The 24,409-nt window shown below is 69.0% G+C and carries 23 protein-coding genes; 9 read left to right on the top strand and 14 right to left on the bottom strand.

The window, feature by feature from the left end; translation table 11 throughout:
• Window positions 1-116: 116 nt before the first annotated feature.
• Together RMN56_RS28340 and RMN56_RS28345 are read right to left on the bottom strand one after the other, a co-directional pair.
• Window positions 117-638, bottom strand: coding sequence for a hypothetical protein (locus RMN56_RS28340; protein ID WP_313720781.1), 522 nt, complete (start codon window positions 636-638; stop codon window positions 117-119).
• Between the two features lie 376 nt (window positions 639-1,014).
• Window positions 1,015-1,929 carry an alpha/beta hydrolase gene (locus RMN56_RS28345; RefSeq protein ID WP_313720783.1) on the bottom strand — a complete coding sequence of 305 codons (915 nt, stop codon included), beginning with the start codon at window positions 1,927-1,929 and terminating at the stop codon, window positions 1,015-1,017.
• Between the two features lie 85 nt (window positions 1,930-2,014).
• On the opposite strand from RMN56_RS28345, the gene RMN56_RS28350 reads away from it, so the two are divergent.
• A complete protein-coding gene (locus RMN56_RS28350) occupies window positions 2,015-2,770 on the top strand; it encodes a PIG-L deacetylase family protein (protein ID WP_313720785.1) in 756 nt (251 codons plus the stop codon).
• Window positions 2,771-2,813: 43 nt separating this feature from the next.
• On the opposite strand, the gene RMN56_RS28355 is transcribed toward RMN56_RS28350, so the two are convergent.
• The 6 genes from RMN56_RS28355 to msrA all read right to left on the bottom strand — a co-directional run bounded on the left by RMN56_RS28355 (window position 2,814) and on the right by msrA (window position 9,400).
• Entirely contained in the window at window positions 2,814-3,200 is a 387-nt protein-coding gene (locus tag RMN56_RS28355; RefSeq protein ID WP_313720787.1) for an MmcQ/YjbR family DNA-binding protein, read from the bottom strand.
• Between the two features lie 286 nt (window positions 3,201-3,486).
• Entirely contained in the window at window positions 3,487-4,425 is a 939-nt protein-coding gene (locus RMN56_RS28360; RefSeq protein WP_313720789.1) for a hypothetical protein, read from the bottom strand.
• Between the two features lie 158 nt (window positions 4,426-4,583).
• Window positions 4,584-6,740 carry a Na+/H+ antiporter NhaA gene (gene nhaA, locus RMN56_RS28365; protein WP_376787340.1) on the bottom strand — a complete coding sequence of 719 codons (2,157 nt, stop codon included), beginning with the start codon at window positions 6,738-6,740 and terminating at the stop codon, window positions 4,584-4,586.
• Between the two features lie 288 nt (window positions 6,741-7,028).
• Window positions 7,029-7,457, bottom strand: coding sequence for an OsmC family protein (locus RMN56_RS28370; protein WP_313720793.1), 429 nt, complete (start codon window positions 7,455-7,457; stop codon window positions 7,029-7,031).
• A 490-nt stretch (window positions 7,458-7,947) separates the two neighbouring features.
• Entirely contained in the window at window positions 7,948-8,604 is a 657-nt protein-coding gene (locus RMN56_RS28375; RefSeq protein ID WP_313720795.1) for a TetR/AcrR family transcriptional regulator, read from the bottom strand.
• Window positions 8,605-8,893: 289 nt separating this feature from the next.
• Entirely contained in the window at window positions 8,894-9,400 is a 507-nt protein-coding gene (msrA, locus tag RMN56_RS28380; protein ID WP_091261996.1) for a peptide-methionine (S)-S-oxide reductase MsrA, read from the bottom strand.
• Between the two features lie 528 nt (window positions 9,401-9,928).
• Between msrA and RMN56_RS28385 the strand changes: the two genes are divergently transcribed.
• From RMN56_RS28385 to RMN56_RS28400, 4 genes are all read left to right on the top strand, one after another.
• Entirely contained in the window at window positions 9,929-10,846 is a 918-nt protein-coding gene (locus RMN56_RS28385; RefSeq protein WP_313720802.1) for an NADP-dependent oxidoreductase, read from the top strand.
• A gap of 97 nt (window positions 10,847-10,943) precedes the next feature.
• Complete coding sequence (locus tag RMN56_RS28390) at window positions 10,944-11,423, top strand: GNAT family N-acetyltransferase (protein WP_313720804.1); 480 nt, start codon at window positions 10,944-10,946, stop codon at window positions 11,421-11,423.
• 470 nt (window positions 11,424-11,893) lie between these two features.
• Entirely contained in the window at window positions 11,894-13,132 is a 1,239-nt protein-coding gene (locus RMN56_RS28395; RefSeq protein ID WP_313720806.1) for an MFS transporter, read from the top strand.
• A 448-nt stretch (window positions 13,133-13,580) separates the two neighbouring features.
• Window positions 13,581-13,985 (top strand): GNAT family N-acetyltransferase, encoded by a 405-nt coding sequence (locus RMN56_RS28400; protein ID WP_313720808.1) that lies wholly within the window; start codon window positions 13,581-13,583, stop codon window positions 13,983-13,985.
• Window positions 13,986-14,249: 264 nt separating this feature from the next.
• Here RMN56_RS28400 and RMN56_RS28405 read toward each other — a convergent pair whose 3' ends face one another.
• The 3 genes from RMN56_RS28405 to RMN56_RS28415 form a co-directional block, all read right to left on the bottom strand.
• Entirely contained in the window at window positions 14,250-14,525 is a 276-nt protein-coding gene (locus RMN56_RS28405; protein WP_313720810.1) for a DUF417 family protein, read from the bottom strand.
• 84 nt (window positions 14,526-14,609) lie between these two features.
• A complete protein-coding gene (locus RMN56_RS28410) occupies window positions 14,610-15,314 on the bottom strand; it encodes a DUF4396 domain-containing protein (RefSeq protein WP_313720812.1) in 705 nt (234 codons plus the stop codon).
• Window positions 15,315-15,585: 271 nt separating this feature from the next.
• Window positions 15,586-15,831, bottom strand: coding sequence for a hypothetical protein (locus tag RMN56_RS28415; RefSeq protein WP_313720814.1), 246 nt, complete (start codon window positions 15,829-15,831; stop codon window positions 15,586-15,588).
• A gap of 461 nt (window positions 15,832-16,292) precedes the next feature.
• Between RMN56_RS28415 and RMN56_RS28420 the strand changes: the two genes are divergently transcribed.
• Window positions 16,293-16,739 (top strand): CBS domain-containing protein, encoded by a 447-nt coding sequence (locus tag RMN56_RS28420; RefSeq protein ID WP_313720816.1) that lies wholly within the window; start codon window positions 16,293-16,295, stop codon window positions 16,737-16,739.
• Window positions 16,736-18,034, top strand: a complete 1,299-nt coding sequence (locus tag RMN56_RS28425) for an ArsB/NhaD family transporter (protein ID WP_313720818.1) — start codon at window positions 16,736-16,738, stop codon at window positions 18,032-18,034. Before RMN56_RS28420 ends, RMN56_RS28425 begins: the two co-directional genes overlap by 4 nt.
• On the opposite strand, the gene RMN56_RS28430 is transcribed toward RMN56_RS28425, so the two are convergent.
• Entirely contained in the window at window positions 18,016-19,317 is a 1,302-nt protein-coding gene (locus RMN56_RS28430; RefSeq protein WP_313724880.1) for a cation:proton antiporter, read from the bottom strand. The two genes, RMN56_RS28425 and RMN56_RS28430, sit on opposite strands and share 19 nt — an antisense overlap.
• Before the next feature lie 557 nt (window positions 19,318-19,874).
• On the opposite strand from RMN56_RS28430, the gene RMN56_RS28435 reads away from it, so the two are divergent.
• Together RMN56_RS28435 and RMN56_RS28440 are read left to right on the top strand one after the other, a co-directional pair.
• Entirely contained in the window at window positions 19,875-20,693 is an 819-nt protein-coding gene (locus RMN56_RS28435; protein ID WP_313720820.1) for an ABC transporter ATP-binding protein, read from the top strand.
• A gap of 98 nt (window positions 20,694-20,791) precedes the next feature.
• Window positions 20,792-22,294, top strand: a complete 1,503-nt coding sequence (locus RMN56_RS28440) for an efflux permease Rv1217c-related protein (RefSeq protein ID WP_313720822.1) — start codon at window positions 20,792-20,794, stop codon at window positions 22,292-22,294.
• Between the two features lie 229 nt (window positions 22,295-22,523).
• On the opposite strand, the gene RMN56_RS28445 is transcribed toward RMN56_RS28440, so the two are convergent.
• Both RMN56_RS28445 and RMN56_RS28450 read right to left on the bottom strand, forming a co-directional pair.
• Window positions 22,524-23,198: a hypothetical protein gene (locus RMN56_RS28445; RefSeq protein ID WP_313720824.1), complete on the bottom strand. Its 675-nt coding sequence runs from the start codon at window positions 23,196-23,198 to the stop codon at window positions 22,524-22,526.
• A 279-nt stretch (window positions 23,199-23,477) separates the two neighbouring features.
• Entirely contained in the window at window positions 23,478-23,945 is a 468-nt protein-coding gene (locus tag RMN56_RS28450; RefSeq protein WP_313720826.1) for a DUF417 family protein, read from the bottom strand.
• Window positions 23,946-24,409 lie beyond the last annotated feature (464 nt).

Raw genomic sequence — 24,409 nt, forward strand, 5'->3', positions numbered from 1 at the left:
TCGATTCGGCCCGGTCATCGACCCCGCAGCGCAGCGCGGGCTGGACATGTACCAGAGTCACCCGAGGGCTCCGCTGCTCTCACCCGCTGCGCCCAGCACGCGTTGAGGCACTGTTTCTATAAGTCGCCGGCTGCGCCCGTGGCGGCGAACACCTCGACCGCGTCGTGTAGCCGGTCGAGAAAGCCGGTCAGATCCTCTGCCACCACGTCGAATCGTGGGTCATCGCTGCGGTAGACACCGGCAACGATCTCGCCAGCAGGAAGCCGGTACACCGGCGAGCCGGTCACCGCGCTCACCGCGAACAGGGTGCCGCCGCCATCACTGGCGAACACGACCACATCCGCGGTGAAGCGCCCCCGGACAGACGCCACCTCCCGACGCACGACGAGGCCGGGGTCGTGAACGAAGTAACCGCTGCCGATGTCCGGCAGGCTCACTTCGCGCACCTGCCGGTACCACTCGAGCAGATCACCGGACGGGCGCGTGCTCGCGAGCGAGGCGAACCTTTCCTCCCCCGCCATGCCGCCGACCATGTGCCGGCCCGGCGGGTAACCAAGCCGCACTTCGAATCCCGGCAGCAGCCGATCCAGGCACGCGGTGACGTCCTCGCGCCAGCGCCGGATGTACGCCCCGTCCATCGACAACTGAACCGCCCATCACCAGCCGGCGCGCCAGCATCTGCTGACCTGACCCTGCTGCCGCTGGTCATCCTGTGCCGGTGCTCGGGTCGGGCTGGTCCGCGGTGCGGTGGGTCAGCACGACGATCGTGCCTCCGAACGAATTCCGGCCGCCCCAGGCCCCGGCGCTGTCGTACATGCCCCGGCCGCAGAGACCGGCGCTCGTCCCCTCGAGCAGCGCTCGAAGTATGCACGGTCAGCGTCAGTCATGCCGGCGCCGGGTTCGCGTTCCGTCTCGTAGGTCCACGGCCCGCCCATCACCAGTAGTGGAGCCGCTCAGCGCCGTCCAACGACACGGTGATGCCGGCCTTCACCGGGCCTCGCCGTTCGATGGTGCTCACGCTTCCTCCTCTGACCAGCGGTGCAGCACAGCGGCCAACTGGGCCAGGACGGCATGGGCGGCGTCGAACAGGGCCAGCTTCCGCGGGAAGTTGTGGATGAGCCCCTGGTACCGGGCTGCGATGACAGGAACGCCCGCCGCCAGCAGCCCGGCCGCATACCGTTCCCCCTCGGCGGACAACAGGTCGAGCTCGGCGGTGACGACCACGGCGGGCGGCAGGCCGGTGAGGTCGGCCCGCAGCAGGTCCAGGTCCGGCTGCGTACGGTCCACGTCGGGTGGGGCGAACGCGTCCCAGAAGAACCGCATCTCCTCCCGGTCCAGGCCGTACTCGTCCAGCGCCGGATAGTCGACAGCGGGGTCGATGACCGGGCAGACGAGGATCTGTCCCGCAAGCCGGATCCCGGCGTCCCGGGCACGCCGGGCGGTCACCGCCGCCAGGTGCCCTCCCGAGGAGTCACCGGCCACCGCTGTCCGGTCCGGATCGAGGCCGTGCCGAGGCGCCTCGGGCCCGCGCAGCCAGGTGAGCGCGCGCACCATGTCGTCCACCGGAGCCGGGTACGGATGCTCGGGGGCGAGCCGGTAGTCCACGGAGAGAACGGCCCAGCCGGACGTGGCCGCCAGGTGCCGGCACAGCCCGTCGTGGGTGTCCACGCTGCCCATCACCCAGCCTCCGCCGTGCGCGTAGAGGACCACCGGCTTCGCGTCGTCGTCGCCGTCGCGGTAGAGGCGGGCGGGCACGCCGCCGGCGTCGACGGTCACCACGGACCGGATCGCCGGTCCGCTGCCCACCTCGGTGGGAGTCGCCTGGGCCATGCTGAGCCGTGCCGCCGGCAGGTTGGCCCGGGTGAGCGGGACACGCTGCTGGACTTGCATCGCCGCCCGCGCCTGCGGGTGGAGCCGCCTGAAGTCCACCTGGTCAGTATCGCTGGCCCGGCGGATGTCAGTGTTGCCGACACGGCGGTGCCGGACGGACGAAGGGGCGGCTACGGTCGGGATCGTGGACGAGCTTCTGCCGGCACTGCCGGAGGACTGGGACCGCTGTCTCGCGGTGGCCGCGCACCCCGACGACCTTGAGTACGGTGCGGCCTCGGCGATCGCCCGCTGGACCGCTCAGGGCAAGCAGGTCACCTATCTGTTGGCGACCCGGGGCGAGGCGGGGATCGACGCGATGCACCCGGATCAGGCCGGGCCCTTGCGCGAGGAGGAGGAGCGCGCCGGGGCCCGCGAGGTCGGCGTACACGTCGTGGAGTTCCTCGACCACCGCGACGGTGTCGTCGAGTACGGTCCGGACCTGCGCCGCGACATCGTGCGGGCGATCCGCCGCCACCGGCCCGACGTGATCGTCTCGGGGGCATTCACCGTCCGCATGGTGGGCGGTATGACCAACCAGGCCGACCACCGGGCGGTGGGACTGGCGACGCTGGACGCCGCCCGCGACGCGGGCAACCGGTGGATCTTCCCGGAACTGGTGGACGACGGGCTGCCACCCTGGGGCGGTGTGCGTTACGTCTGCTTCGGCGGGGCCGAGCGCCCCACGCATGGCGTGGAGGTCACCGGGGAACCGTTGCAGCGCGGCATCGCCTCGCTGGCCGCACACGCTGAATACACCAGGGGCCTGGGTGTGGCCGGACCGGAACCCGGGCCGTTCCTGACCTGGGCGGCCCGCCAGGGCGGGCCGGCGCTGGGCGTGGAAGCGGCGGTCCTGTTCGACGTGCACACCCTCAGTTTCGAGGGTCCACCACCCTGGCTCTGAGCCCTCCCGATCTCCGGCGAGCGTGTCGCGCGCTCGTGAGCGCTCACGTGGACGGGTCGCCACCGCCGTCATCGAGGTCACCGACGAGCGAGCCTGGGGCACGCATGCGCCACGCGTCCGTGACGAGCTCCTTCAGCCGATCGACGCTCACCTGCCCCAGCCGCAGCATGACCAGGGGCAAGCCGTCGTACGCGGGCGTGGTGAAGAAGACCTCGGGCTCGCCGAGGAGTAACGCCTGCTTCTCCGCTTCGTCGCCCACGTACAGCACCGCGATGTCGGTCCGGATGCGGCGCGGCGTACCGGGTCTGCGCTCCGGGTAGGACCAGACGAAACCCCTGTCGGCGACCCGGAAGTCGAAGCCCTCACTGTCGATCTCGACCACGTGAGGCAGCGCCAGCGCCAGGTGACGGATGTCGTCCGCGTCAGCCATCGAGGTCGCCCCAGGACACCGCCTCCTGCATCCGAGAAGCCTAACCGCCGCGCTGCCGCCGGTCGCACAGGGCCCGACAGCAAGGCGAGCCGCCGGGAGCGGGAGAGCCACCTGCGGACGAGGCAGCGCGGCCTTGGGCACCGTAGCGCCACAGCAGCAGGTTCGCGTTCACGCCGTTGCTGCGGCCGGCCGCCTCGGTCAGCAGGATCTCCTCCTCCACAGACCCTCGCATACCGGCCCACCTGCCTTGCCGAACAGCGCGGGTACGCCGTCGACTCACGGCGGATCATCGCGCACCGGCCCCACGAAGCTTCCGCCGGACGGTCCTGAGTTCCCGGGGGCTGCCCCAGGGGTAAATGGTGATGCGGTTGCCGAGCGCCGCCAGCCGGGCGGCGGCGCCGGACAGGTCACCAGCGAGCCAGAGGACGTACGAGAAGCTGCACTCGGCCTGGACCCAACCGTGCACGGGCCGGTAATCCGGGTGCCCGACCGAGCTGGCCACGGCGTCCCGGATCTCGTCGAGCACAGCCGGCGAACGCAGGTGGGCGATGCCCGACTCGTACGCGAACTCCAGGTGGGCGTCGGCCACGGCCGCCGCGTTGAGCGATCCGGGCGGCGACGTCTCGGCGCAGCGCCGCGCGAAGCTGAGCAGCTTGTCCAGCGAACCGCCCCACTTCGGGCACAGCTGCTGGACGTGGGTCAGCTGGGCGTAGAACGGATCGGACCGTGCCTTCGCGGCGCGCTCGTACCGCCGGTTCGCCTCCGCCTGCCCCAGCCCGAGGCCCCGGGCGGTACGCAGCCGCGCCGTCCACGCGGCGATGTTGCCCGGCTCCTCCGCGGTCACGTCGCCGAGCACCCGCTCGGCCTCGCGGAGAATCTCGTGGAAGGACGCGAACTGGCGGTTGCTGGTGTACCGGGCGCGCGCCGTTCCCCGGGCCTGCCACGCCATCCACACCAACCGGGCGCCGAGCAACGTACCGGCCAGGGTGGACTCGGCCGGTCCGCCTCCTGCCGTGCGCAGGAACGTCTCCACGCCCTTCGTCTCGGCGACCATCGCGGTGGCGACTGTCGGGTCGTCGTGCTCCGGCAGCTGGTCGAAGAAGGCGACGACGGCCGGCCAGTCCTCGGCGTGCAGCGCGCGTCGCAACGGCGCGAGATCGGGGTGGTGGTCGACGAGGTCGTAGCTCGGCAGTCCGAGAAGCGAAGAGATCTTGAGGCGGGGCACGCCGGAGAGCTTAGGAGCAGGCGGCCGACCGCGAGTGCACCGATTGGCCTGATTACGGGATCAGGCCGAATCTCTGATCCGTCACCATACGTTCGGCCACGAGCGCGCCCAGCCGTGGCCGATATCGCCCGGCGTACCGTTCCGATCGTCACAACGCTCTAAGCAGAGCAGGAACCGGCGCATCCGCTTGTGCCGCTTTCCGCGGCGTCCAGAGCCGCTCCGGCGTCGCCGGCTCGGGCGACGGCACGTTCCGCGCCAGTATCGGCGCTTGCGTCGGAGGCGGTGGCGTGCACGTCCTCAAGCGTTCGGGGTCCGAACCAGCGGCGCATGGAGGCACGTGGGCCGGTCAGGTCAGTGCCGCCTGCGCGGTAACCGACGTACCCGTCCGGCCGCACCAGATAGGCAGCGTGCCTGCCGGGAGCAACGCCCGGCCGGCGCAGCGCCTGGTCATCAGCGTTGGGCGCCGTGAGGCGGGCCCGGGTTCGGGCCATACGAACGGCGGCGGTCAGGGTCGCGATGTCGTAGGCGCCGTAGTGGCGGCGGCCGTTGATGAAGAACGTCGGGGTCCCGGACACTCCGCTGTTGTCGGCCGAGTCGATGTCGCTGTCGATGCGGCCGGCGTGGGCGTGACTTGTCAGATCCTCGTGGAAGCGTTCCTGATCCAGGCCGAGGTCGCCGGCGTATGTGATCAGATCAGTGATGTTCAGCTTGTCCTGGTGGTCGAGCAACAGGTCGTGCATCTGCCAGAACTTGCCCTGAGCGGCCGCTGCTTCGGCGCCCTCGGCTGCCAGCCGGGCTTGCGGGTGCACGTCTGGCAGAGGCAGGTGACGCCACACGAAACGCAGGTCGGCGTGGCCCAACAACTCCCGGACGACTGGCTCGGCCTTCCCGCAGTACGGGCACTGGAAGTCGCCGTACTGCACCAGCGTTACCGACGCATCGGCTGGGCCGCGGACGTGGTCCTGCGTCTCGTCGACGTCTGGGATGAGGTCGAGCAGCTCCGTCATGTCACCGAAGAGCGCCCGGGTGCGCTTGTCCTTGGGCAACATGTTGGTGAGGCGGAACGCGGTCCAGGTCAGCGCCGAGGAGACGATCGCGGCGCTGAGCACCCCGACTTTGGCCTCGGCCAGCTGGTCGCCGGTGAAGGCCAGGCTGGCGATCAGCAGCGACACCGTGAAGCTGACACCGGCGATCGTGCCGCTGCCGAGCACGCCCGCCCAGCCCACGGCCGGACGGATGCGGCCGTGTGAGATCCAGGTGAGCCCGGCCGAGGTGCCGATCACGGCGAGCGGCTTGCCGACGACATACCCGAGCAGTACGCCCCAGGTGACCGGCGACGCGAACGCCTGGGCCAGGAATGAACCGTCGATGCTGACGCCCGCGTTGGCCAGGCCGAACAGCGGCACGATCAGGTAGCTGGACCAAGGGTGGTAGATGCGCCGAAGGCGGTCGTTGGGCGAAAGCGTGTTCGCGAGGCCGATCGAAGCCGTACGCGCGAGCTTGGGCGTCGGCTGCTCACGGAACGACCGGAACAGCCCGCTGAGCTGCTCGAGCTCAGCTCGACCGGGAGAGTAGGCGAACGCGGTCAACCCGATGGCCAGTCCGGCCACCACCGGGTCGACTCCGCTGACCAGCAGCGCGCCCCACATCACGATGGCGACCGGCGCGTACGCCGAGCCACGTCGGACGCCGGCTGCGCGGACGGCCAGCATGACCGCGAACGCCGCTACGGCCACCACGATGGGCATCATCTTGATGTCGTCGCTGTAGACCAGGGCGATGACGATGAGTGCGATCAAGTCGTCGACCACGAACACGGTGAGCAGGAAAATCCGGACCTGGTCAGGCACGCCGCGGCCGAGCAGTGCCAGCAGGCCCAACGCGAGGGCGGTGTCAGTCGACATAGCCACGCCCCAGCCGTGCGCGCCCAGCCCGCCGTGGTTGATCAGCAGGAAGATCAGCACCGGGATCAGCATGCCGATCAGACCGGCCACGGCGGGCAGCACGAAACGTCGCCGGTCGCGTAGGTCGCCGAGGTCGAACTCGCGCCGCGTCTCGAGGCCGACGACCAGGAAGAACAGCGTCATCAAGCCACTGTTGATCCAGGTGTGCAGGTCGCGGGAGAGCTCGAGGTGCCCGAGGCGTAGGGACAGTTGGGTGCGCCAGAGGGCTTCGTAGGAGCCGAGGTCGATGTTGGCCCAGAGCAGTGCGGCGACGATGGCGGCCACGAGCACGCCGGCGCTGCCGGACTCGGTCCGCAGAAAGGCTTGCAGCGGTGCCGCTGGATTCCGCTTCCAGATCGTCCGGCCGCTCATCTTGGTTTCGGTCACACGTCACCTTCCGGCGCGCTGGCCGGGCCAGCATGGACAGCTGGATCACGTGCCGCAATGCGGGCACGCGACCGCTCGGTTCAGTACTGATCGGGCTGCCGCAGCTGTGGCCGGCTGCGCAGCGGGCGACGCGGCCCGCCGATGCCCTTCGGGATGCGGCGGCTATCAGTCAGCTCATGGTCGGGACGTCGCGCCGATCCTGGCCGAAGTGACAGACAACGCCGAGCAGCTTGCTGCTCGGCGTTGATCGCCGAGCAGCAAGCGGGCCTGATTTCAGCGCGGCCCGACGAACTCGGTCCTCACGCTCCAGGCGAACTGAATCAGCATGGTCACCGGGGACTTCTCGGCAATGTCATGCATCACCTTCAAGTCGTCGGGGTCCGGTTCTTCGCTTAGCGTGATCGTGCGCTGGAGGTAACGCTCTTCGCCTTCCTGCTCGGGTTCGTGGTAGGCGATTTCGACGGTGATGTCACCGGCGGTGTCGTACTTGTAGTCGACGTACTGCCGCAGCGTCTGGGCAGTGCACGACGCGAGCGCCATCAACAGGTACTCGGTCGGCGTCGGGCCGTCGCCGAGCGCGCCGTTGTGCGGTTCATCGGCGACGAACGTGAAGCTGCCGGTGGTCATGTCCGTGCGCCGGCGCTCGTTGGCCGGAAGGACAGCTCGGGCGGATGCGACGACACGATCGTGATTGGTTTCCATCAGCCGCGCCTTCCTGTAGATCCTGCTGGTGACGGCCCAGGTATGCGGACCCAGCAGCAGCCGAGCCGCAGTCTGAGCGAGGGCTGCGGCCGGGCGTATCACCCCGCGACCGAGTACGTCCGAAGGCTAGCTCCCGCCGGACTGAAGAGTCCAATTGATGGCTCGCCGTCAGAGCCGCTCAGCCCTTTCCCCAGCTCTCCAACTGGGGGTGTAAGCTGCGCTGAGAGGCGGATAGGACCAAGGAGCTCCCAGCTGAACTCGGAAACGCCATACCTCAGGATGGACTCGCCAGTCCGTTACGAGCCGGTAAGCGTCGCTCCCCCGTCGCGGCGCCCCCGGTCCGGCCGGCACCTGACCAGTCGACGCTCGTCGGGCGTGCTGGAGCGCTCATCACAGACGGCGCAGCGGGACACCCGCAGCCTGGCCGTCATCGATCTCCGGGCTGCTCCGCACCCGCCGTGCCAGTCTGATCGCGATGAAGAGGGCTCGATCAGCGGGTCGGCTCGCCGGACGGCTCCGAGAGGTACGACTTGATGTGCCCCAGCGCCATGTCAAGCGCAACTTCCATGGGTGCGACGTTGTGCGCGGCGTTCGCCAGCAGGTAGCCGCCCTGCAAAGCTGCCATCAACCCCGTGGCCAACTTCTCCGGGTCGGCGTCCTGGCGCAGAGCACCGCTGTCCCGCATCCGGTGCAGACCATCACTGATCAGCTTTTCCCACGCCGCGAACGTCTCCAACAGCATCGATCGAGCCTGCTCATCTTGGTCGGACAGCTCGACCGCCATCGACCCGAGGCCACACCCGTATCTGCCGTTGTTCAGCGAGTTGGCCTGGACCAACGCGTTGCGCCACCGGACCAGGCCCGAGAACGATCTCAGTCGTTCGAGCCCTGCGCGCTCGCGCTGAAGCACAAGGGCGCCCCGATATTTGACCAACGCTCGCACGAGCTCCTGCTTGTCGGCGAAGTGGTGGTAAAGCTGCGACTTGCTGGTCTGGCTTGCCTGGCGGACGTCGTCAAGGGTCGTCGCGTTCACTCCGCGCACGAACATCAGCCGGTTCGCCGCCTCGAGGATCCGCTCTCGGGTCGCGATGCCCCGTTGACTGATCCTCCGCCGATTCGTCGGCGCAGCCGCCTGCTGGTCGCTCATCGGTCAAGTGTATCCAGCGCACCAGATCATCCCCGGAAAATGGGACCTTGAAGTCCGTTCGGCGTCATGTCGCATTCGCGTCCTGGTGAATGACGGCTGCGTCCGCCGACAGTTCGGCCCGAACGCGCCCCATGTCCGCGAGATCATCGACGGGGCGAGCCTTTCCGGACTATCCGGTCCTCGCCGTGCCGGCGCCACCGCTCAGTCGACCCGGCCACGGTACCCGCTCATTCTGCCAATGACACCTCGGCCGGGTCGGCGCGCGGACCTCAGGTCCGCGCGCCGGAGGTCAGGCCGTCGCCCGCTTCGGGAGCTTCCACCCCGGGCGGGGGAAGTGGCAGGTGTAACCGTCGGGGTAGGTCTGCAGGTAGTTCTGGTGCTCGGGCTCAGCCTCCCAGAAGTCGCCTGCCGGGGTGACCTCGGTGACGACCTTGCCGGGCCACAGGCCCGAGGCGTCGACGTCGGCGATCGTGTCCTCGGCGACCCGCTTCTGCTCGTCGCTGGTGTAGAAGATCGCCGAGCGGTAGCTGGTGCCGATGTCGTTGCCCTGGCGGTTCTTCGTCGAGGGGTCGTGGATCTGGAAGAAGAACTCCAGCAGCGCGCGGAAGTCGGTCTTCTCGGTGTCGTAGACGACCTCAATGGACTCCGCGTGGGTTCCGTGGTTGCGGTAGGTGGCGTTCGGGACGTCGCCGCCGCTGTAGCCGACGCGCGTGGAAACGACGCCGGGCTGGCGGCGGAACAGCTCCTCCATCCCCCAGAAGCAGCCGCCGGCGAGGATCGCCTTTTCGGTGGTCACGTCGTCTCCCTACTTGTCCTCGGTGTCAGCGTTGGTGTCACTCGTGAACAGGGTGCGGTATTCGCCGTACCCGGCACTCTCCAAGGCCTGCTGGTGCACAGCTCGCCCTTCCCGGCCTTCTGGCGCGAAGCTGAGGAATCAGGTGAAACGCACCCTATGTGCTGGTTGCGATCTCCTGGGCCCTCTCTACCTGGACTTCATGGTCCGCACATCTGGTTCAGGAACGGCCGACCATATGCCATTGCCGTAGCGGATGGCCTGGATTGAATCGGTCCCAATGTAGCATCCGCTTGGACTCGTAACTGGACTTGACAGACCAGTTTAAGCGCGACTAGGTTCGGGGCGTCCGACTGGGATGATGATTCTTCGCGTCCGTCGTGGGCGACACGCGTCCATCTACGCGCGTGGCGAGCCGGCGCTGTCAGATCGGCCGGCTGCGTCCTACAGCCCTGGCATCAGATGCCGAAACCGGCTTTCCCTGCCTGCAGCATTCCACCAGAGACAAATGACCGAGGAGAGACAGCTCCCATGAAAGCGATCGTGGTGACGGACCAGGCAGCGGGAATGGCCGGGATGACGCTGGTGGAGCGGCCCGAGCCCGAAGCGGCGCTGAACGACGTCGTTGTTCAGGTTCATGCGTCGGGATTCACTCCGGGTGAGCTGGCGTGGCCCTCGACCTGGACCGATCGCCTCGGCCGGGACCGGACGCCGTCGATCCCCGGCCACGAGCTGGCCGGAGTGGTCAGCGCTCTCGGGTATGGCACGACGGGACTGTCTGTGGGACAGCGGGTGTTCGGCCTCACGGACTGGAACCGCGACGGCACCCTGGCGGAGTATGTGGCCGTCGAGGCACGCAACCTCGCGCCGCTGCCCGGAGACGTCGACTTCACGGTGGGCGCGAGCCTGCCGATTTCAGGCCTGACCGCGTGGCAGGGCCTGTTCATGCACGGCCGCTTCCAGGCGGGGCAGAGCGTTCTCGTACATGGTGCGGCCGGTGGAGTCGGCTCGATGGTGACCCAGCTCGCCAAGGAGGCCGGCGCCTACGTCATCGGCACCGGACGTGCCGCCGACCGCCAGACCGCGCTCGACTTCGGCGCGCAGGAGTTCGCCGACCTCGACAACGACACCCTGGAAGACGTCGGCGGCGTCGATCTGGTTTTTGACGTGATCGGCGGCGACATCCAGAAGCGTTCCGCGGGTCTGGTCCGAGCCGGAGGAACCCTGGTGACCATCGCTGGCCCGCCCGAAGCACAGCCGGCGGACGGCCTGGCGGTTGACTTCGTTGTCGAGGCCGATCGCGCGCAACTGGGTGAGGTCGTCCAGCGGATCAGGGATGGCCGGCTGCGGACGAACATCGGCACCGTCGCGGCCCTCGACGACGCCGTCGCCGCCTTCAACCCGACCGAGCGGGCCAAGGGAAAGACGATCATCCGCGTTCGCTCGTAAGGATTCACGAGCGAGAAGTGCGTCGATGGCCTTCGCCTCCCGTCGACGACGTACGGCTGGGCGAGTACGACTACCGCCACGATCCGGGAGTGACTTGATGACCATCAACGAAGGCGCACCCGCCATGACCGACGCTGCCGAGCCGACCCGCTCCGCCTTCGCGCACTCCGCCGGGGCCGGATACCCCGACGGCCTCACCCAGGACCAGACTGTCCTCATCGACGAGGTGATCGGCGAACCCCACGCCCCCGCGCTTGACGTCCGAGTCGTCAACGACGAGAAACTCGGCATCTACGACGCCATCGTCGGGGACCGAGAGGTGGCCGGGCTGACCTACAACGTCGCCGGAGACGACCGGCTCGTGCTGCTGGCCACCTCGGTGATCCCCGAGTTCCGCAAACAGGGCATCGCCACCGAGCTGATCCGACGCGTCCTGGACGACGTGCGTGCGCAAGGCAGGACGGTCACCATCATGTGCCCGATCGTGCGCACCTTCATCGACCACAACCCCGAGTACGCCGGCCTCATCGACCCCGAGCACCCGGGAGCAGCCCAGGGTCGCACCCGCATGCCCTGAACCCACCTGCCAACGACCTGGGCGGACCCCGCCCAACGGCGTGATCGGGTGGCCAGGGAACTCGTCGCTCGCCTGCTGAGCGAGATCTGCGAGCAGGAAAAGATCACCGTCATCTGCCCGGTCGTGTGAGTTCATACCGTCCGGCGTTGAGACACGGCTCGGGCCGCCCAGCAGGTCCGGGCTCGTTCGGCTGCGGACGGAGAGCGGCAAACGTCGCGGCCCTCGACGATGTCGTTGCCGCCCTCAACCCGACCGAGCGGACAAGGGGAAGACGTTCATCCGCGTTCGTCCGTGAGGATTCGGGGCCAGCAATCGAGCCCGCCTGGATCAGCGGCAGCTATGTGGGCGGGGTCGGACGACTCGTAGGGCACCCCTCAGCGGACCGGCCGGGTGTCTGCGCACCCACTCGGAGCCTCCAGAGATTCTGGGGGCGGTTCACGTCAAGGAGAAGGCACATATCGATGCAACGCATGGCACCGGTGATCAACCAGGCTCGCCGGGGCGGAACGCTCCGGCTGGCATTCTTATCTGCGGTGGTCTCCCTGGTGGCCACGTTTGCCGCGTCGGCCGCGCCGATCCCCCTGTTCAACGTCTACCGGGCTGAGGAAGGGTTCACCAACGCCGGCATCTCGATGGCCGTCGTCACCACCGCCGTCGGTACGATTGCCGCACTGTTGGTGCTGGGGCGACTGTCCAGTCATCTGGGCCGGCGGCGCACCGCGCTCGCCAGTCTCGGCCTGCTCCTGCTGGGCTGTCTGCTGCTGCTGAACGTGCACGACATCGGCACCCTGCTGGCCGGTCGGCTACTGATGGGGGTCGGTGCCGGCTTGGCCAGCACCAGCCTCACCTCTTACATCGTCGACGCCGCACCCCCCAGGCCCGAGTGGTTGGCCGCCGTCGCCTCCAGCCAGGGACCCATGCTCGGCCTCACCCTCGGTGCCATCACCTCCGGCGCCCTGGTCCAGTTCGGTCCCTGGCCACGCGACCTCATCTACCTGGTGTGCGCCGGTCTCCTCGTACTGTCCGCCGCACTCATCGTCATCAGCCCGGAAACCGCACAGCCGACGCCGGGCGCTTGGCGATCTCTGCTACCGCGGGTCCGCGTACCGGCCGGGGTCAGGCATCTGCTCCCTGTCGCGGCTGCGGTGTTCCTGGCCACCTGGGCGACCGGGGCCTTCTACCAGGCCTTCGTGCCCGCGCTGGTCGACGACCAGCTCCACACTCACAGCCCGCTCATCCTCGGACTGGTGTTCGCCGCCTACATGGCCCCCAGCGTTCTCGGCGCCCCCCTCGGCGGCCGTTTCACATCGGCGGCGGCCCAAGGCGTCGGCATGATCATCTTTCTGGCCGGGTGGATCGGCATCATCACCGCGATCGCCTTCGGCACGCTGGCCTTGTTCATCGCCACAACCATCGTCGCCGGCGCCGGTCAGGGCATCGCCATCAGCGCCGCCACCCGCGGACTGCTGCACGGCAGCACTCTGGCCGATCGGGCATCGATCTTCAGCGTGGTCTACGTCCTCTGCTACAGCGGCGCCGCCTTCCCCAGCCTCATCTCCGGGGAACTCTCGAACACCTTCGCGCTACCGCAGATCGTCCTCGGATACGGCGCACTTGCCCTCGTCGCCACCCTGATCACTGTCCTCGCTGCACGCACCTCGCACATCGGCACCGCCAGGAACAGCCAGCATGGCGAGTTGGTCAAGTGATCGACAGGGACACCCGATGACCAACTGGACAACCGACGAACTCGGCTGGATCGGACGCTCGCCTGTCTGGGCGCCATCGAGCCGACGCCGTCCGTTGCCTCAGCGCTCGCTGGTCGCGTCCGGCATGGCGCGAGTGGCGATGCGGGTGGAGCGGTTGAGGTCAACGCGCCCCTCTGCCCTGGGTGGTCCTGGACGTAGCCGGCGGCAAGCCCGCGGCCGACCTTGGTCCGGCGCTGGCTCAGCTCCACCAGGGCGTAACAGGTCATGACCGGGTTGGTCTTCGTGTGGCCCCGGGCGGTTCTCACGACGCGCTTTAACAGGACCGTCTAGTTCACAGCGCGGCGCTCGACGCGACACATGCGGAGCAATCAAGCGCAGCACTTGGACTTCAAGGTCCAGGTTAGATAGTTTGGTCACGTGGCGTAACTACACTTGGACGGGTGAGCCGATGAGCAGTGAAGGACAGGCACAGGTAACCGAGGAACTGATCGACAGCCTCGCTCATGGCCGCTTTGAGTTCTTCCGCGACGGCGAACTGGTCGGCTGGCTCTACTACACCCACCTGAAGCCCAACCGGTACGCCCTCCGGCACACCGAAGTCGAGTCGAGTCATCAACACCAGGGCGTGGCGGGCGCGATGGTGCGCCGAGTACTCGACGAGATCCGCGCCCGCGAGGGCACGGTCACTGCAATCTGCCCCTTCGTGGTCGACTACCTCAGGCGAACGACCGCCTATGCCGATCTGGTCGACGCCCGACACCCCGGCTACTCCGATCGTGCTGCTGCCGAGTCGGCGCTGAGAAAGGCCGTGGCCGAGACTACGGGCCGCGCGCCGGAGGCCCGCGAGTCATAGGAGACAAGCAACAGCAGCGGGCGACCGGGGCGCTGTGCGCGTTCGTCACCGGGGCGTTTCCTCACCGTCGAGGCCCGCACGTGCGCTGACGCCCGCCTGGAGGTCTGGTTTCGCCGTCCCTTAACGGCGACATCGCGCTGAGCGGCGGAGCCGGGAGCTGATCACCTGGCCATCGCCTCACCTGGGTCGTCGCCGCGTCCCGGGGCGCGCACTGCGGTGCGCGTTCGCAGGCCCGTGCCGGACTGCTGTGCGTCCGACCATCTCTCATATGCCCCGATCATCAAAGGGCGTCGTGGCGAGAAAGCTGAGCATGGTGAGGATCATCCCGACCGCCCCGAAACTACCGATCGCCGATGCCCTGGGCGCAACCGGCTTCGCGGCGATCCGACAGCCCACGGTGAACTCCGTGACCCCGATGAGCCGGTTGAGCCTTTGGGTGCCCAGCTTCCCACGAAACCCCGAGAACAGCGGACTCGAGGTGACGGGCGGCTCGTCATTCTCGACCTCGTACTGCTGGAACTTGAGCGCACCAATCCACAAGATGTTCGCCGCCCAGCACGAGCGCAGGACCGAGAAATCAAGCTACATCCCTCCGCCCGAGGGCAATCGGCGCGTCACCACCACCTACTGCGGCGTGCCCAGCAATTCCGTTTTGACGCCGCGCCGGATCAGCAACAAGGTTGGCGGCCAAGCGGCGAAGAAGCCGATGATCAACCCGACCTGGACAATGAGCCAAAAGACAGGGCTACTAGGCCGCAGGGTCTCGTGGAAAACAAGAAAATGCATCAGCGCCAGCCAACCTAATAGGGCGAGCTCGAAGACGGACACGGTCAGCAGGTCGCTCCTGAGAAATTTCCGCATTGCGGCCAACGCTCTTTGACCACCCGTGTGAGCCTCGGTAGAGTAGCGAAATGCAACGCCGAGGGCCACTGCGCCTACATAGTCGCCGACGACTTCGGGCCACAGTGTGCTGCCAAAAATTTCGAGGCCGACGCCGTAGGTGATAGGCGTGGCAATGATGACACCCAGAGTGCAGTGCGTCGCACAATGATAAGTTTGGATTGTCGTAGGAGCATGTCGCGACGCCCTGGGCGGGTTGCCGTGCCGGTCCAGCCACCGGGGAGACTGGGGTCTACCCCACTTTCTGTAGCTCAGGACGGCTACTGGGCCGAGGTAGAGGGCGGTTGCCGGCCAGACCATCTCCATGATCTTGGCCGGCTGACGATATCCAAGAACAAATTGGTCAACAACGACAACGGCGGTGCTGGCCAACACCACAAAGAGCGAAGCCCACGCCAGCACCAGGAGCCACGTCGGTTGCACAGCCATCTCCGTTCGCCCCAGGCACTCGATGCAATGTCGGTGGCGGCGGATGTCACGGACTCCGCCACCAGGTGCGGAAGGCGAGCCAAGATGCCGCCTCAAACATGAGAGCACATCGGGCGGTGAGGCATGCCGCATCGCCCACCTGCACAACATCCCGCCTTCCGGGCTGAACAATGAGCCCAAATGCCGAGCCGATGCTTCACCGGGTTACGCGCCCCTTACCGTGAGGCGGCTGCACGGCACGGCCTGCTACGCCCCCAAAAAGTTGCCACGATCATGACCACGCAGGAAGTTCGCGGAGCATGTACGTATAGAAGTCCCGCATCTCGGTGGGCCGGCGGACCACCCGGCTGTTCTCGCCGGAGGCGTTGATGCCGTCGTCGGCCGCCTGGAACATGGCCTGGATCATGCTGTTCTGCGCCGACATCAGCGTCGCCCAGGCGTCGTCGCGAAGCCGGTAGTGCTCGCGGCGGCTGCCCGGCAGAGGCACCCGCTCGATGAGCCTGACGGTGGACAGCATCTTGATCGCCCCGGACACCGCTCCCGAACTGATGCCGAGCTACTCGGACAGGTCGGGCGCGGTGACGCTGTCAGCCTCCGCGAACAGGGCGCCGCCACCGACCGCCCCCGCGCAACCATGTTCGGCGCCGCACTGGCCGCCGTTGCCGTCGGGCTCATCGCCGGCGGCACATGGCGAATGCGCAGCCGCGACGTCGGCCCGCTGAACCACCAGCCACCCGGGCCGGTCGCGGTGGCGCGCGGCCCGGGTGTGTCGACCGCCGCGCAGCCGGGCACCGCTCCCCCAAGCCATCTCCGTCGAGCAGGTCTCGCCTTCGAGGCTCCCGGTGCCGGGACATCCGTCGCTGCCGGCACCCCGCGACCTCAGTGAAATTCCCCGCCGTGGCGGGCTAGGGTGATCAACGGTGTGCCGGGAAGTCTGGTCGGCGTGTGATCCGTGGCGTCCCGACCCGAGGAGTCATCGTGCGAGCCCGAGACCTGGCCGTGCCCTTCCCGACCATCACCACAGCGACGTCGGCGCTGGAGGCGGCCCGGCTGCTGGCCGGTCACAATCTGCCGGGGTTGATCGTGGTCGACGATCGTGGTTGTCCGGTGACCGTGCTACCCGGCACCGAGGTGCTGCGGCTGGTTATCCCCGGCTACTGCCGGGAGGATCCGACCCTGGCGCGAATGATCGACGAGCCGTCGGCGGACCTGTTCCTGCGCGGCACGGAGGGCCGCACGGTGGCTGACGTGCTACCGCGGGAACGCCCGGAGCCGCCGGTGGTCGACCCCCAGGCAACGGTGCTGGAGGTCGCCGCCGTGATGGCCCAGAGGCGCAGCCCTCTCGTGGCCGTGGCCGCGCCCCGTCACCCGATGGTGGGGGGCATCACCCTCGACGCCCTGCTCGACCGGATGCTGGTCCAGTGACGGCGGTCGCCTGGGCGGCGGTGGCCGTCTTCACCGTCGCGTACATCCTGATCGCCACCGAAAAGATCCACCGGGTCGCCGCGGCGCTCGGCGGCGCGGCGGTCATGTTCCTGATCGGCGCCACCGACACGGCGCACGCGTTCTTCTCCGAAGAGGCCGGCATCGACTGGAACGTGATCTTCCTGCTGGTCGGCATGATGCTCATCGTGGCCGTGCTGAAACGAACCGGCGGGTTCGAGTACGTGGCGGTGTGGGCGTCGAAGCGGGCCCGGGGACGGCCGTACCGGGTGATGGTGATTCTCGTGGTCATCACCGCCGTGGCGTCGGCGGCGCTGGACAACGTCACCACCGTCCTGCTCATCGCCCCGGTGACCTTCCTGGTGTGCGAACGCCTCGGCGTGCCGGCGGCGCCGTTCCTCATCGCCGAGGCGATGGCCTCGAACATCGGCGGCACCTCCACCCTGGTGGGCGACCCGCCGAACATCATCATCGGCAGCCGGGGCGGGCTGTCGTACAACGACTTCCTGATCCACCTCGCACCGTTCGTCGTGTTGCTGCTGGTGGTCTTCCTCGGGCTGTGCCGAGTGCTGTTCCGCGGCGCGTTCCGCTACGACCCGGACCGTGCCGCGCAGATCGCCGCCCTGCGTGAGGGCGAGGTGATCCGTGACCGGCGGCTGCTGACACTCGGGCTGGCCGTGCTCGGCGCGGTGACCGCCGCGTTCGTCCTGCACACCACGCTGCATCTGGAACCGGCGGTGGTGGCCCTGCTCGGCGGCCTGCTGCTGCTCGCCCTGTCCCGGCTCGACGCCGGCGAGATCAGCCGCGACGTCGAGTGGCCCACCCTGGTCTTCTTCGCCGGCCTGTTCATCATGGTCGGCGCTCTGGTGAACACCGGCGTCGTCGAGCAGATCTCCCGAGCCGCGATCGACACCACCGATGGGCGGCTGCTGCCCGCGACGATGGTGCTGCTCTGGGGCTCCGCGGCCCTGTCCGCGATCGTGGACAACATCCCGTACGTGGCCACCATGAGCCCGGTCGTCGCCGACCTGGTACATGCCCAGGGCGGCGGCGGGCAGTCACGGGTGCTCTGGTGGGCCCTCGCGCTCGGCGCCGACCTCGGCGGCAACGCCACCGCGGTCGGCGCCTCCGCCAACGTCGTCGTGCTCGGCCTGGCCGAACGCGCCGGCCAACGGATCTCGTTCTGGCAGTTCACCCGGTACGGAATCCTGGTCACCCTGGTCACCGTCGGGCTCGCCGTGCCGTACCTGTGGCTGCGCTACTTCGCCCTGGGCTGAGCGTCTTCGGTTCCGTCGCCGGCCGCCGACCCGTCGCGGACGACCTCCGCCGGGCGGCGGCCGGCGCGTGGTCGCCGCACCACCGTGCGACGCACCCGGCGCAGGGTGCCGTGCCAGTGCGGCGTTTCCCGGTTGTCGTCGAACGCCCGAGCGACCACCACGTCGGTCGAGGAGTGCGCCAGGATCGAGATGACGATCGTCAACGCGACGAGATGGAACACCTCGTCCGCAGCGCCGATGCCGGACTCCAGCACCAGGAGTCCGTAGACCACCGAGGCGAAGCCCTTCGGACCGAACCACATCGCCGCGGCTTGCTCACGCAGGCTCAACCCGGAGCGCAGGAACGACACCGACAGCGCCAGCGGGCGAGCCACCACGATCGCCAGCACCGCGAACGCCCAACCGGCCCATGAGATCTCGCCCAGGAACGCCGGTGAGATCAGCGCCCCGAACACCAGCAGCGCGGCCAGCTTCAGCAGCTCGGCCACATTCTCGCCGAAGTGCTCGAACGCCGAGCGCTCCCGCGGCCCGAAGGTCGCCACCGTGATGCCGGCGGCGAACGCGGCCAGGAACAGATTGCCGTGCGTGGCCTTGCCCAGCGCCAGCACCAGCAGCCCGATGGCCACCCCGTTCAACGGCGCGTACGCCGCCGACGCGGCGAAGAACCGGGTCCGCTCCAACGCGATCGCGAACAGCGGCACCAGCACCCCGATCGCCAGTCCGACGGCCAGTTCGGTCGCCAGCTCACCCAGATGCAGGTCATCGGAACCGGCCGCGACGGCGAGGAGCACCACCACGAACGGCAGCGCCAGGCCGTCGTTCACGCCGGACTCAACGTTGAGCAGGTGCCGCAGCCGGGCCGGCACCTTGTCGTTGCCCACCAGCGCGGCCGCGAACACCGGATCGGTCGGGGCCAGGATCGCCCCGATCAGCAGCGCCTCGGGCCACCCGAGCCCGGCCACGTAGTGCGCCAACACCGCGGTGACCAGGAGCGTCAACGGCAAACCCCAGCCCAACGCCCGACCCGGCAACCGCCACGCGCTTCGCAGGTCCGCCCAACCCACCCGCATCCCATCGGTGAACAGCACCGCGAACAGCGCCAGCTCCGCCAGCTGCGCCACGATCGGCGAGTCGGCCCGCAGGTGCAGAACCCCGGTGGTGCCCTCGCCCAGGACGAAACCGGCGACCAGGAACAACGCCGCCGTCGAGAGGATCGTACGGTTCGCCAGCGCCGACACCAGCACGGCGGCGAGCAGGACGACGGCGAAGCAGAGCAGCAGCATGGGTGACCTTCCGAAGCGCACGACGGGGTACGGTGCCGACCAGACTTCCCGGCGCTCCACGACCTCCTCGATCATATCGACCGTGCCCTCGGGCCCTGCTGAGCGTTACCGGTTGACATCGCCGCTGATCGCCGTCGGTGGGTCATGGCAGAGTCCAGGTGTGAAGCGGGCGAGTCAGGCGCGGCAGACCACGCCAGCAGCAGCACCGGAGCGGACCGGTATGTCGTGGCACTGAGAACTCGATGGCCGGTGTGGCAACGCCGCGGCACCGGGTTCCGGCACCCGGCTCAGGTGATCCCCATTGGAGGGCGGCAGTGGCGGTCAGAGACGGCGTCGGCCGGCGACGTCTGCCGGAGCCGGCAAACCTGAATCGGTCGTCCCGGGCGGGTCGGTGGCTTCCGGACGGGCGGAACCGTGAGTACGGTGACAGGTGGTGCGCCGGGAAGCCTGGTCGGCAGTCCTGATCCGCATACGTCGGAAGGCCCGCCGTGCCCACACCCGCCATCCGCACAGACCAGCTGAGCAAACACTACGGATCGGTCCGCGCCCTTGAGGGGTTGAACCTCACCGTCAACGCCGGGGAGGTGTTCGGGTTCCTCGGCCCCAACGGCGCCGGCAAGTCCACCACGATCCGTCTGCTGCTCGGGCTGGCCCGTCCCTCCGCAGGCCGCGCCCGGATCTTCGACGTGGACGCCGGCGACGTCGCCGCCGCGCACCGGCTGCTGGCCTACGTGCCGGCCGACGTGGCGCTGTGGCCCCAGCTGACCGGCGGGGAGCTACTGGAGCTCCTCGCCGCCACCGGCCCGGGTATCGACTCCGGCTATCGCGCCGACCTCGTCGACCGGTTCGACCTCGACCTTTCCCGGCCGGCCCGCACCTACTCCACCGGCAACCGGCAGAAGGTGGCGCTCGTCGCCGCGTTCGCCACCCGCGCTCCCCTGCTCGTGCTGGACGAACCGACCAGCGGCCTGGACCCGTTGATGGAATTGCAGTTCCGCCGGGCCGTCGCCGAGGCACGCGACAACGGGCAGACGGTGTTCCTCTGCTCCCACCAACTGTCCGAGGTGCAGGCCGTCTGCGACCGGGTGGCGATCCTGCACGCCGGTCGGCTCGTCGACGTCGCGACGGTGCCCGAGCTGCGGCGGCTGCACCGCGCGGAGGTCACCGCACAGTTCACCGGCCACCCCCCGGACCTGGCCGACCTACCCGGCATCGAACTGCTCGACCAAGCGGATGGGATGCTGCGTTTCTTCCTGGCCGGACCGCCCGCTGCGGCGCTGCGGGCCCTTGCCGCCGCCGACATCACCGCCCTCAGCGTGCGGGAACCGAGCCTCGAGGAGATCTTCCTCGACTACTACGGCCAAGCCGACCGGTGAGCCTCACCCAGCCGCACGCGGCCCGCCGTGCGCTCACTCGCCTCGCGACACGCCAACTGCGCCGCCCGGTGCTCATCGTCGCGGCGATTACCGCTGGCATGTCCACCCTCGTCGTCACCACCTACGCCCGCACCGTCGGCGATGCCAAGGCTGCGCAGGCGCTCGCCGCGCTCGCCGGCAACCCAGCGATCCGCACGCTGTTCGGTGAACCCGTCGCCCTGGATACCGCCGGTGGTTTCACCGTGTGGCGCACCGGCACCGTCCTCGCCGTCCTGCTCACCGCCTGGGGTGCGCTGGCGACCACCCGGCTGACCCGGGGCGAGGAGGAGACCGGCCGATGGGACCTGCTGCTCGCCGGCCGGCTGACCCCGGCGATCGTCCTGGGCCGGCACCTCGCCGTGTTCACCGCGGCGATGGCGCTGACCGGGGTCCTGCTCGCCGGCGCGCTCGCGGCTGCCGGCACTCCCCCGGTCGGGGCACTGCTGCACGCCACCGGCCTGACCCTGGCCGGCACGTTCGCCGTCGCGGCGGCAGCCTGCGCCGCGCAGGTCTTCCCTACCCGCGCCGGCGCCAGCGGCGCCACGCTGGCCTTCCTCGGCGTCGGACTGCTGGCCCGCATGGTCGGCGACGGCGTGCCGGCGCTGGCCTGGCTGCGGTGGCTGCCCCCGTACGGGCCGCTCGCCCTGTCCCGCCCCTACCGCGACGACCGCTGGGCTCCCCTGCTGGCGCTCGCCCTCACCGCAACCGTGTTGGCGTACACCGCGCTGGCGCTGGCCGGGAAAAGGGACATCCGGGCCGGGCTGCTGCGTCCGCCCGCCGGCCGGGCGTCCCGCCGGTGGCTGCTCGGCTCGGTCGGCGCCTTCGCCGTCCGGCGCATGGTGCGGCCCCTCGCCGGCTGGTCGGCGGGCATCGGCGCGTACTTCCTGCTGATCGGCCTGCTCGCCAGCTCCCTCACCGGCTTCCTCACCGACAATCCCGGCTTCGCCGACCTCGCCGCCCAGGCCGGCTTCGCCGGACTCGGCACCGTCGAGGGTTACAGCGCCACCCTGTTCGCCCTGCTCACCATCCCGATCGGTGCGTTCGCCACCGCCCGACTGGCCGCCTTCGCCGCCGCGGAAACCGCCGGACGGCTGACCTTGCTGCACGCCGGACCGGTCACCCGCGCCCGGCTGCTGACCGCCGAGGTGTCCACGACCGTGGCCGGCAGCGCCGCCCTCGCCGCCGTGGCCGCCATCGCCACGTGGGTCGGTACGACGACGGTCAGCGCTGACCTGCCGCTTGCCGCCGCGCTCGCCGGCGCCGCGAACGTGCTGCCGGTCGCGCTGCTCGGCGCCGCGGCGGCCACCCTCGCGCTCGGCCTGACCCCGCGCACGGTGGCCACGGTCGGCATGCTGCCCACCGCGGGCGGGTTCCTGCTCAAGGTCACCGCCGACAGCGTGGAGGCACCCGCCTGGGTCGGGTGGTTGTCGCCCTACCGGCACCTCGCCGCCGTACCGGAGACAACACCGAACTGGGCAGGGACCCCGGTCATGCTCGGCGCCGCCCTCGCCGCCGCGGCCGCGGGCGTTTGGTCATTCGCCCGGCGCGACATGCGGTCCTGACGCACTTCTGTCCCGTCTTCGCGGCGCCACACCGCCACTGCGGGCACGCCGCCCGCCAGTCGCCAACGCTGGACCGCGACTCTTGAGTCCGCCAGCGAGGCCTGCCTTTCGGCGCCGCGGTCACCGGCACCGCTCGTGAAGGACTGATCTCGAACCCGAGCGGCTGGAACGGTTCAGGTGCCGCGACGACGCGGAGCGGGCGAGGTTCCATGCCGGTCGAGTTCGGTCCTTACTCTTCCGGGTGTTCGTCGGCTGCGCGTTCTTGGCTGAGGAAGAAGGCACCGAGGGCCCCGGCCAGGGTGCCGAAGACGACCACGGAGTACGCCGCCAGGCCGAGTTCCAAGAGCTGCGCGAACGTGTCCGTGGCGGTCAGCGGCTCACCGGTGATGGTGGTCAGCGCGGCGTCGTGGAGGGACGCACCGTAGCTGGAGTAGGAACCGGTCAGGACCATGAGCTGCCCGGCAGCGATGATGATCGTGACCGTTACCACCGCGAGCAACGCCAGCCGGTCGGTGAGCAGTCGGCCGGCTGAACGCGACCCGCGGACTGCGGCAGCCACGACACCGCCGCCCCGGGCTGCGCGCAACACGGCCGCTGCGCGGGCGAACCGCAGGAAGGGCACGGCAAGGAAGATCAGTTGCCACCAGTGGTGCTTCCAGAACTGGCCCGCGTCGTGCCGGGCGAGCCAGGCGCGCAGGGCGAACTCGGCGACAAAGACCGCCCACAGGACCCAGCTGCTCACGGTCAGGATGGTGCTGAGCGGCTCGTCGTGGACGAATGCCTGGGCCAGCACGAGGATGAGGAAGAGCAGACCCAGGACGCCCATCGGCTTGTCGAGCCGCTGTGCCAGGCCGTGGAGCCGAGCGTCCTCCGCGCGTCCACGCTGCTCGGAACCATCGCTCACCCTGCAGCACGGTAGTCCCCTTGGGTCCGCGGCTCGGGCAGAAGTGCGGGGAAGGGTTGGTGACGCGGGGTCCTCGTACCGCTGCCCGTTGATCGGGTCGTGTCGCATGAAGCCCGGCCGGCGCCACCCGGACGGTCACGTCGTACGGACCCTCGCCAGACACCTGAGCGTTGGTGCCGTAGTGGTGCAGAAACGGGTGCCACAGGAAACGGCAGCTCGGTGTCAAGCACCGGACGGCCGTCCCGGCTCAGTTGCAGGGACACGGACAGGCGCCGGCGATTATCGGTGGCTGGCGGCGCGCAGCGACTCCGCAGCTGTCAGGAGAGCGGCACCGAGGAGCACCGTGTCCTTCAACACGAATTGCCCCAGCAGAGAAAGGCTCAAAATCCCCTGCCCTTCCTGCCGAGCCCCGGGCGTCGTGGCCAGGAAACTGAGCGTGGTGAGGAACATTCCCACCGCCCCGAAACTACCGAACGCCGACGCTTTGGGCGCAAGCGACTTCGCGGCGATGAGAGAGCCCACGCTGATCTCCGTGACCCCGATGAGTCGGTTGAGCTTTTGTGCACCCAGCTTCTCGCGGAGCCGCGAGAACAACGGACTCGAGGTAACCAGGGGCTCGTCGTTCTCCACCTCGTACTGCTTGAACTTGAGCACACCGATCCACAAGATGTTCGTCGCCAGTGCGCAGCGCAGGACCGAGAAGCCTACGGAGGCGAGGTCGTCGGCCGAGGCGCGTCGTGTGCCCATCGCTCGCTCCTAGTCGCGGTTCCGACGGTCGGTGTGCTGGCGGACCAATACCCGCTGGGACCAGCCACACGCCGCCTGGGCGCACGCGGATCAGGTTGACCGAGAGCCGCCAGCTCGGCATGAGGTGGATGAGCCTCAACGATGCGGAGTTGATGCAGGGGTCGTCCTCCGACTGGTGCCTCCGCTAGCGGCGGACTGTGCGACTTGTACCAACCGGCCCCGAATTCCACGAACGTCGCGCCACTCTCAGGTACCGGGTTCTGTCAACACCGATCACGATTCGGTGAGGAAGGAGAAACTGTCATGCGTGAGAGCTCCGCGGGCTGAAGGGGCCGCGGTCGAAGCCTGTCGCAAAACGGGAAGGCGTCAGGCATCACGCTTCGGGGCCGTCGGCGGCGGCAGGCCGGCGAGCCCGCCGAGGTCGTAGCGGCGTGTGCACCCGCACAGCCGGCCGGCTCGTCGGG

It is taken from the genome of Micromonospora halotolerans (assembly GCF_032108445.1).
In the GTDB taxonomy this organism is placed as follows: Bacteria; Actinomycetota; Actinomycetes; order Mycobacteriales; family Micromonosporaceae; genus Micromonospora; species Micromonospora halotolerans.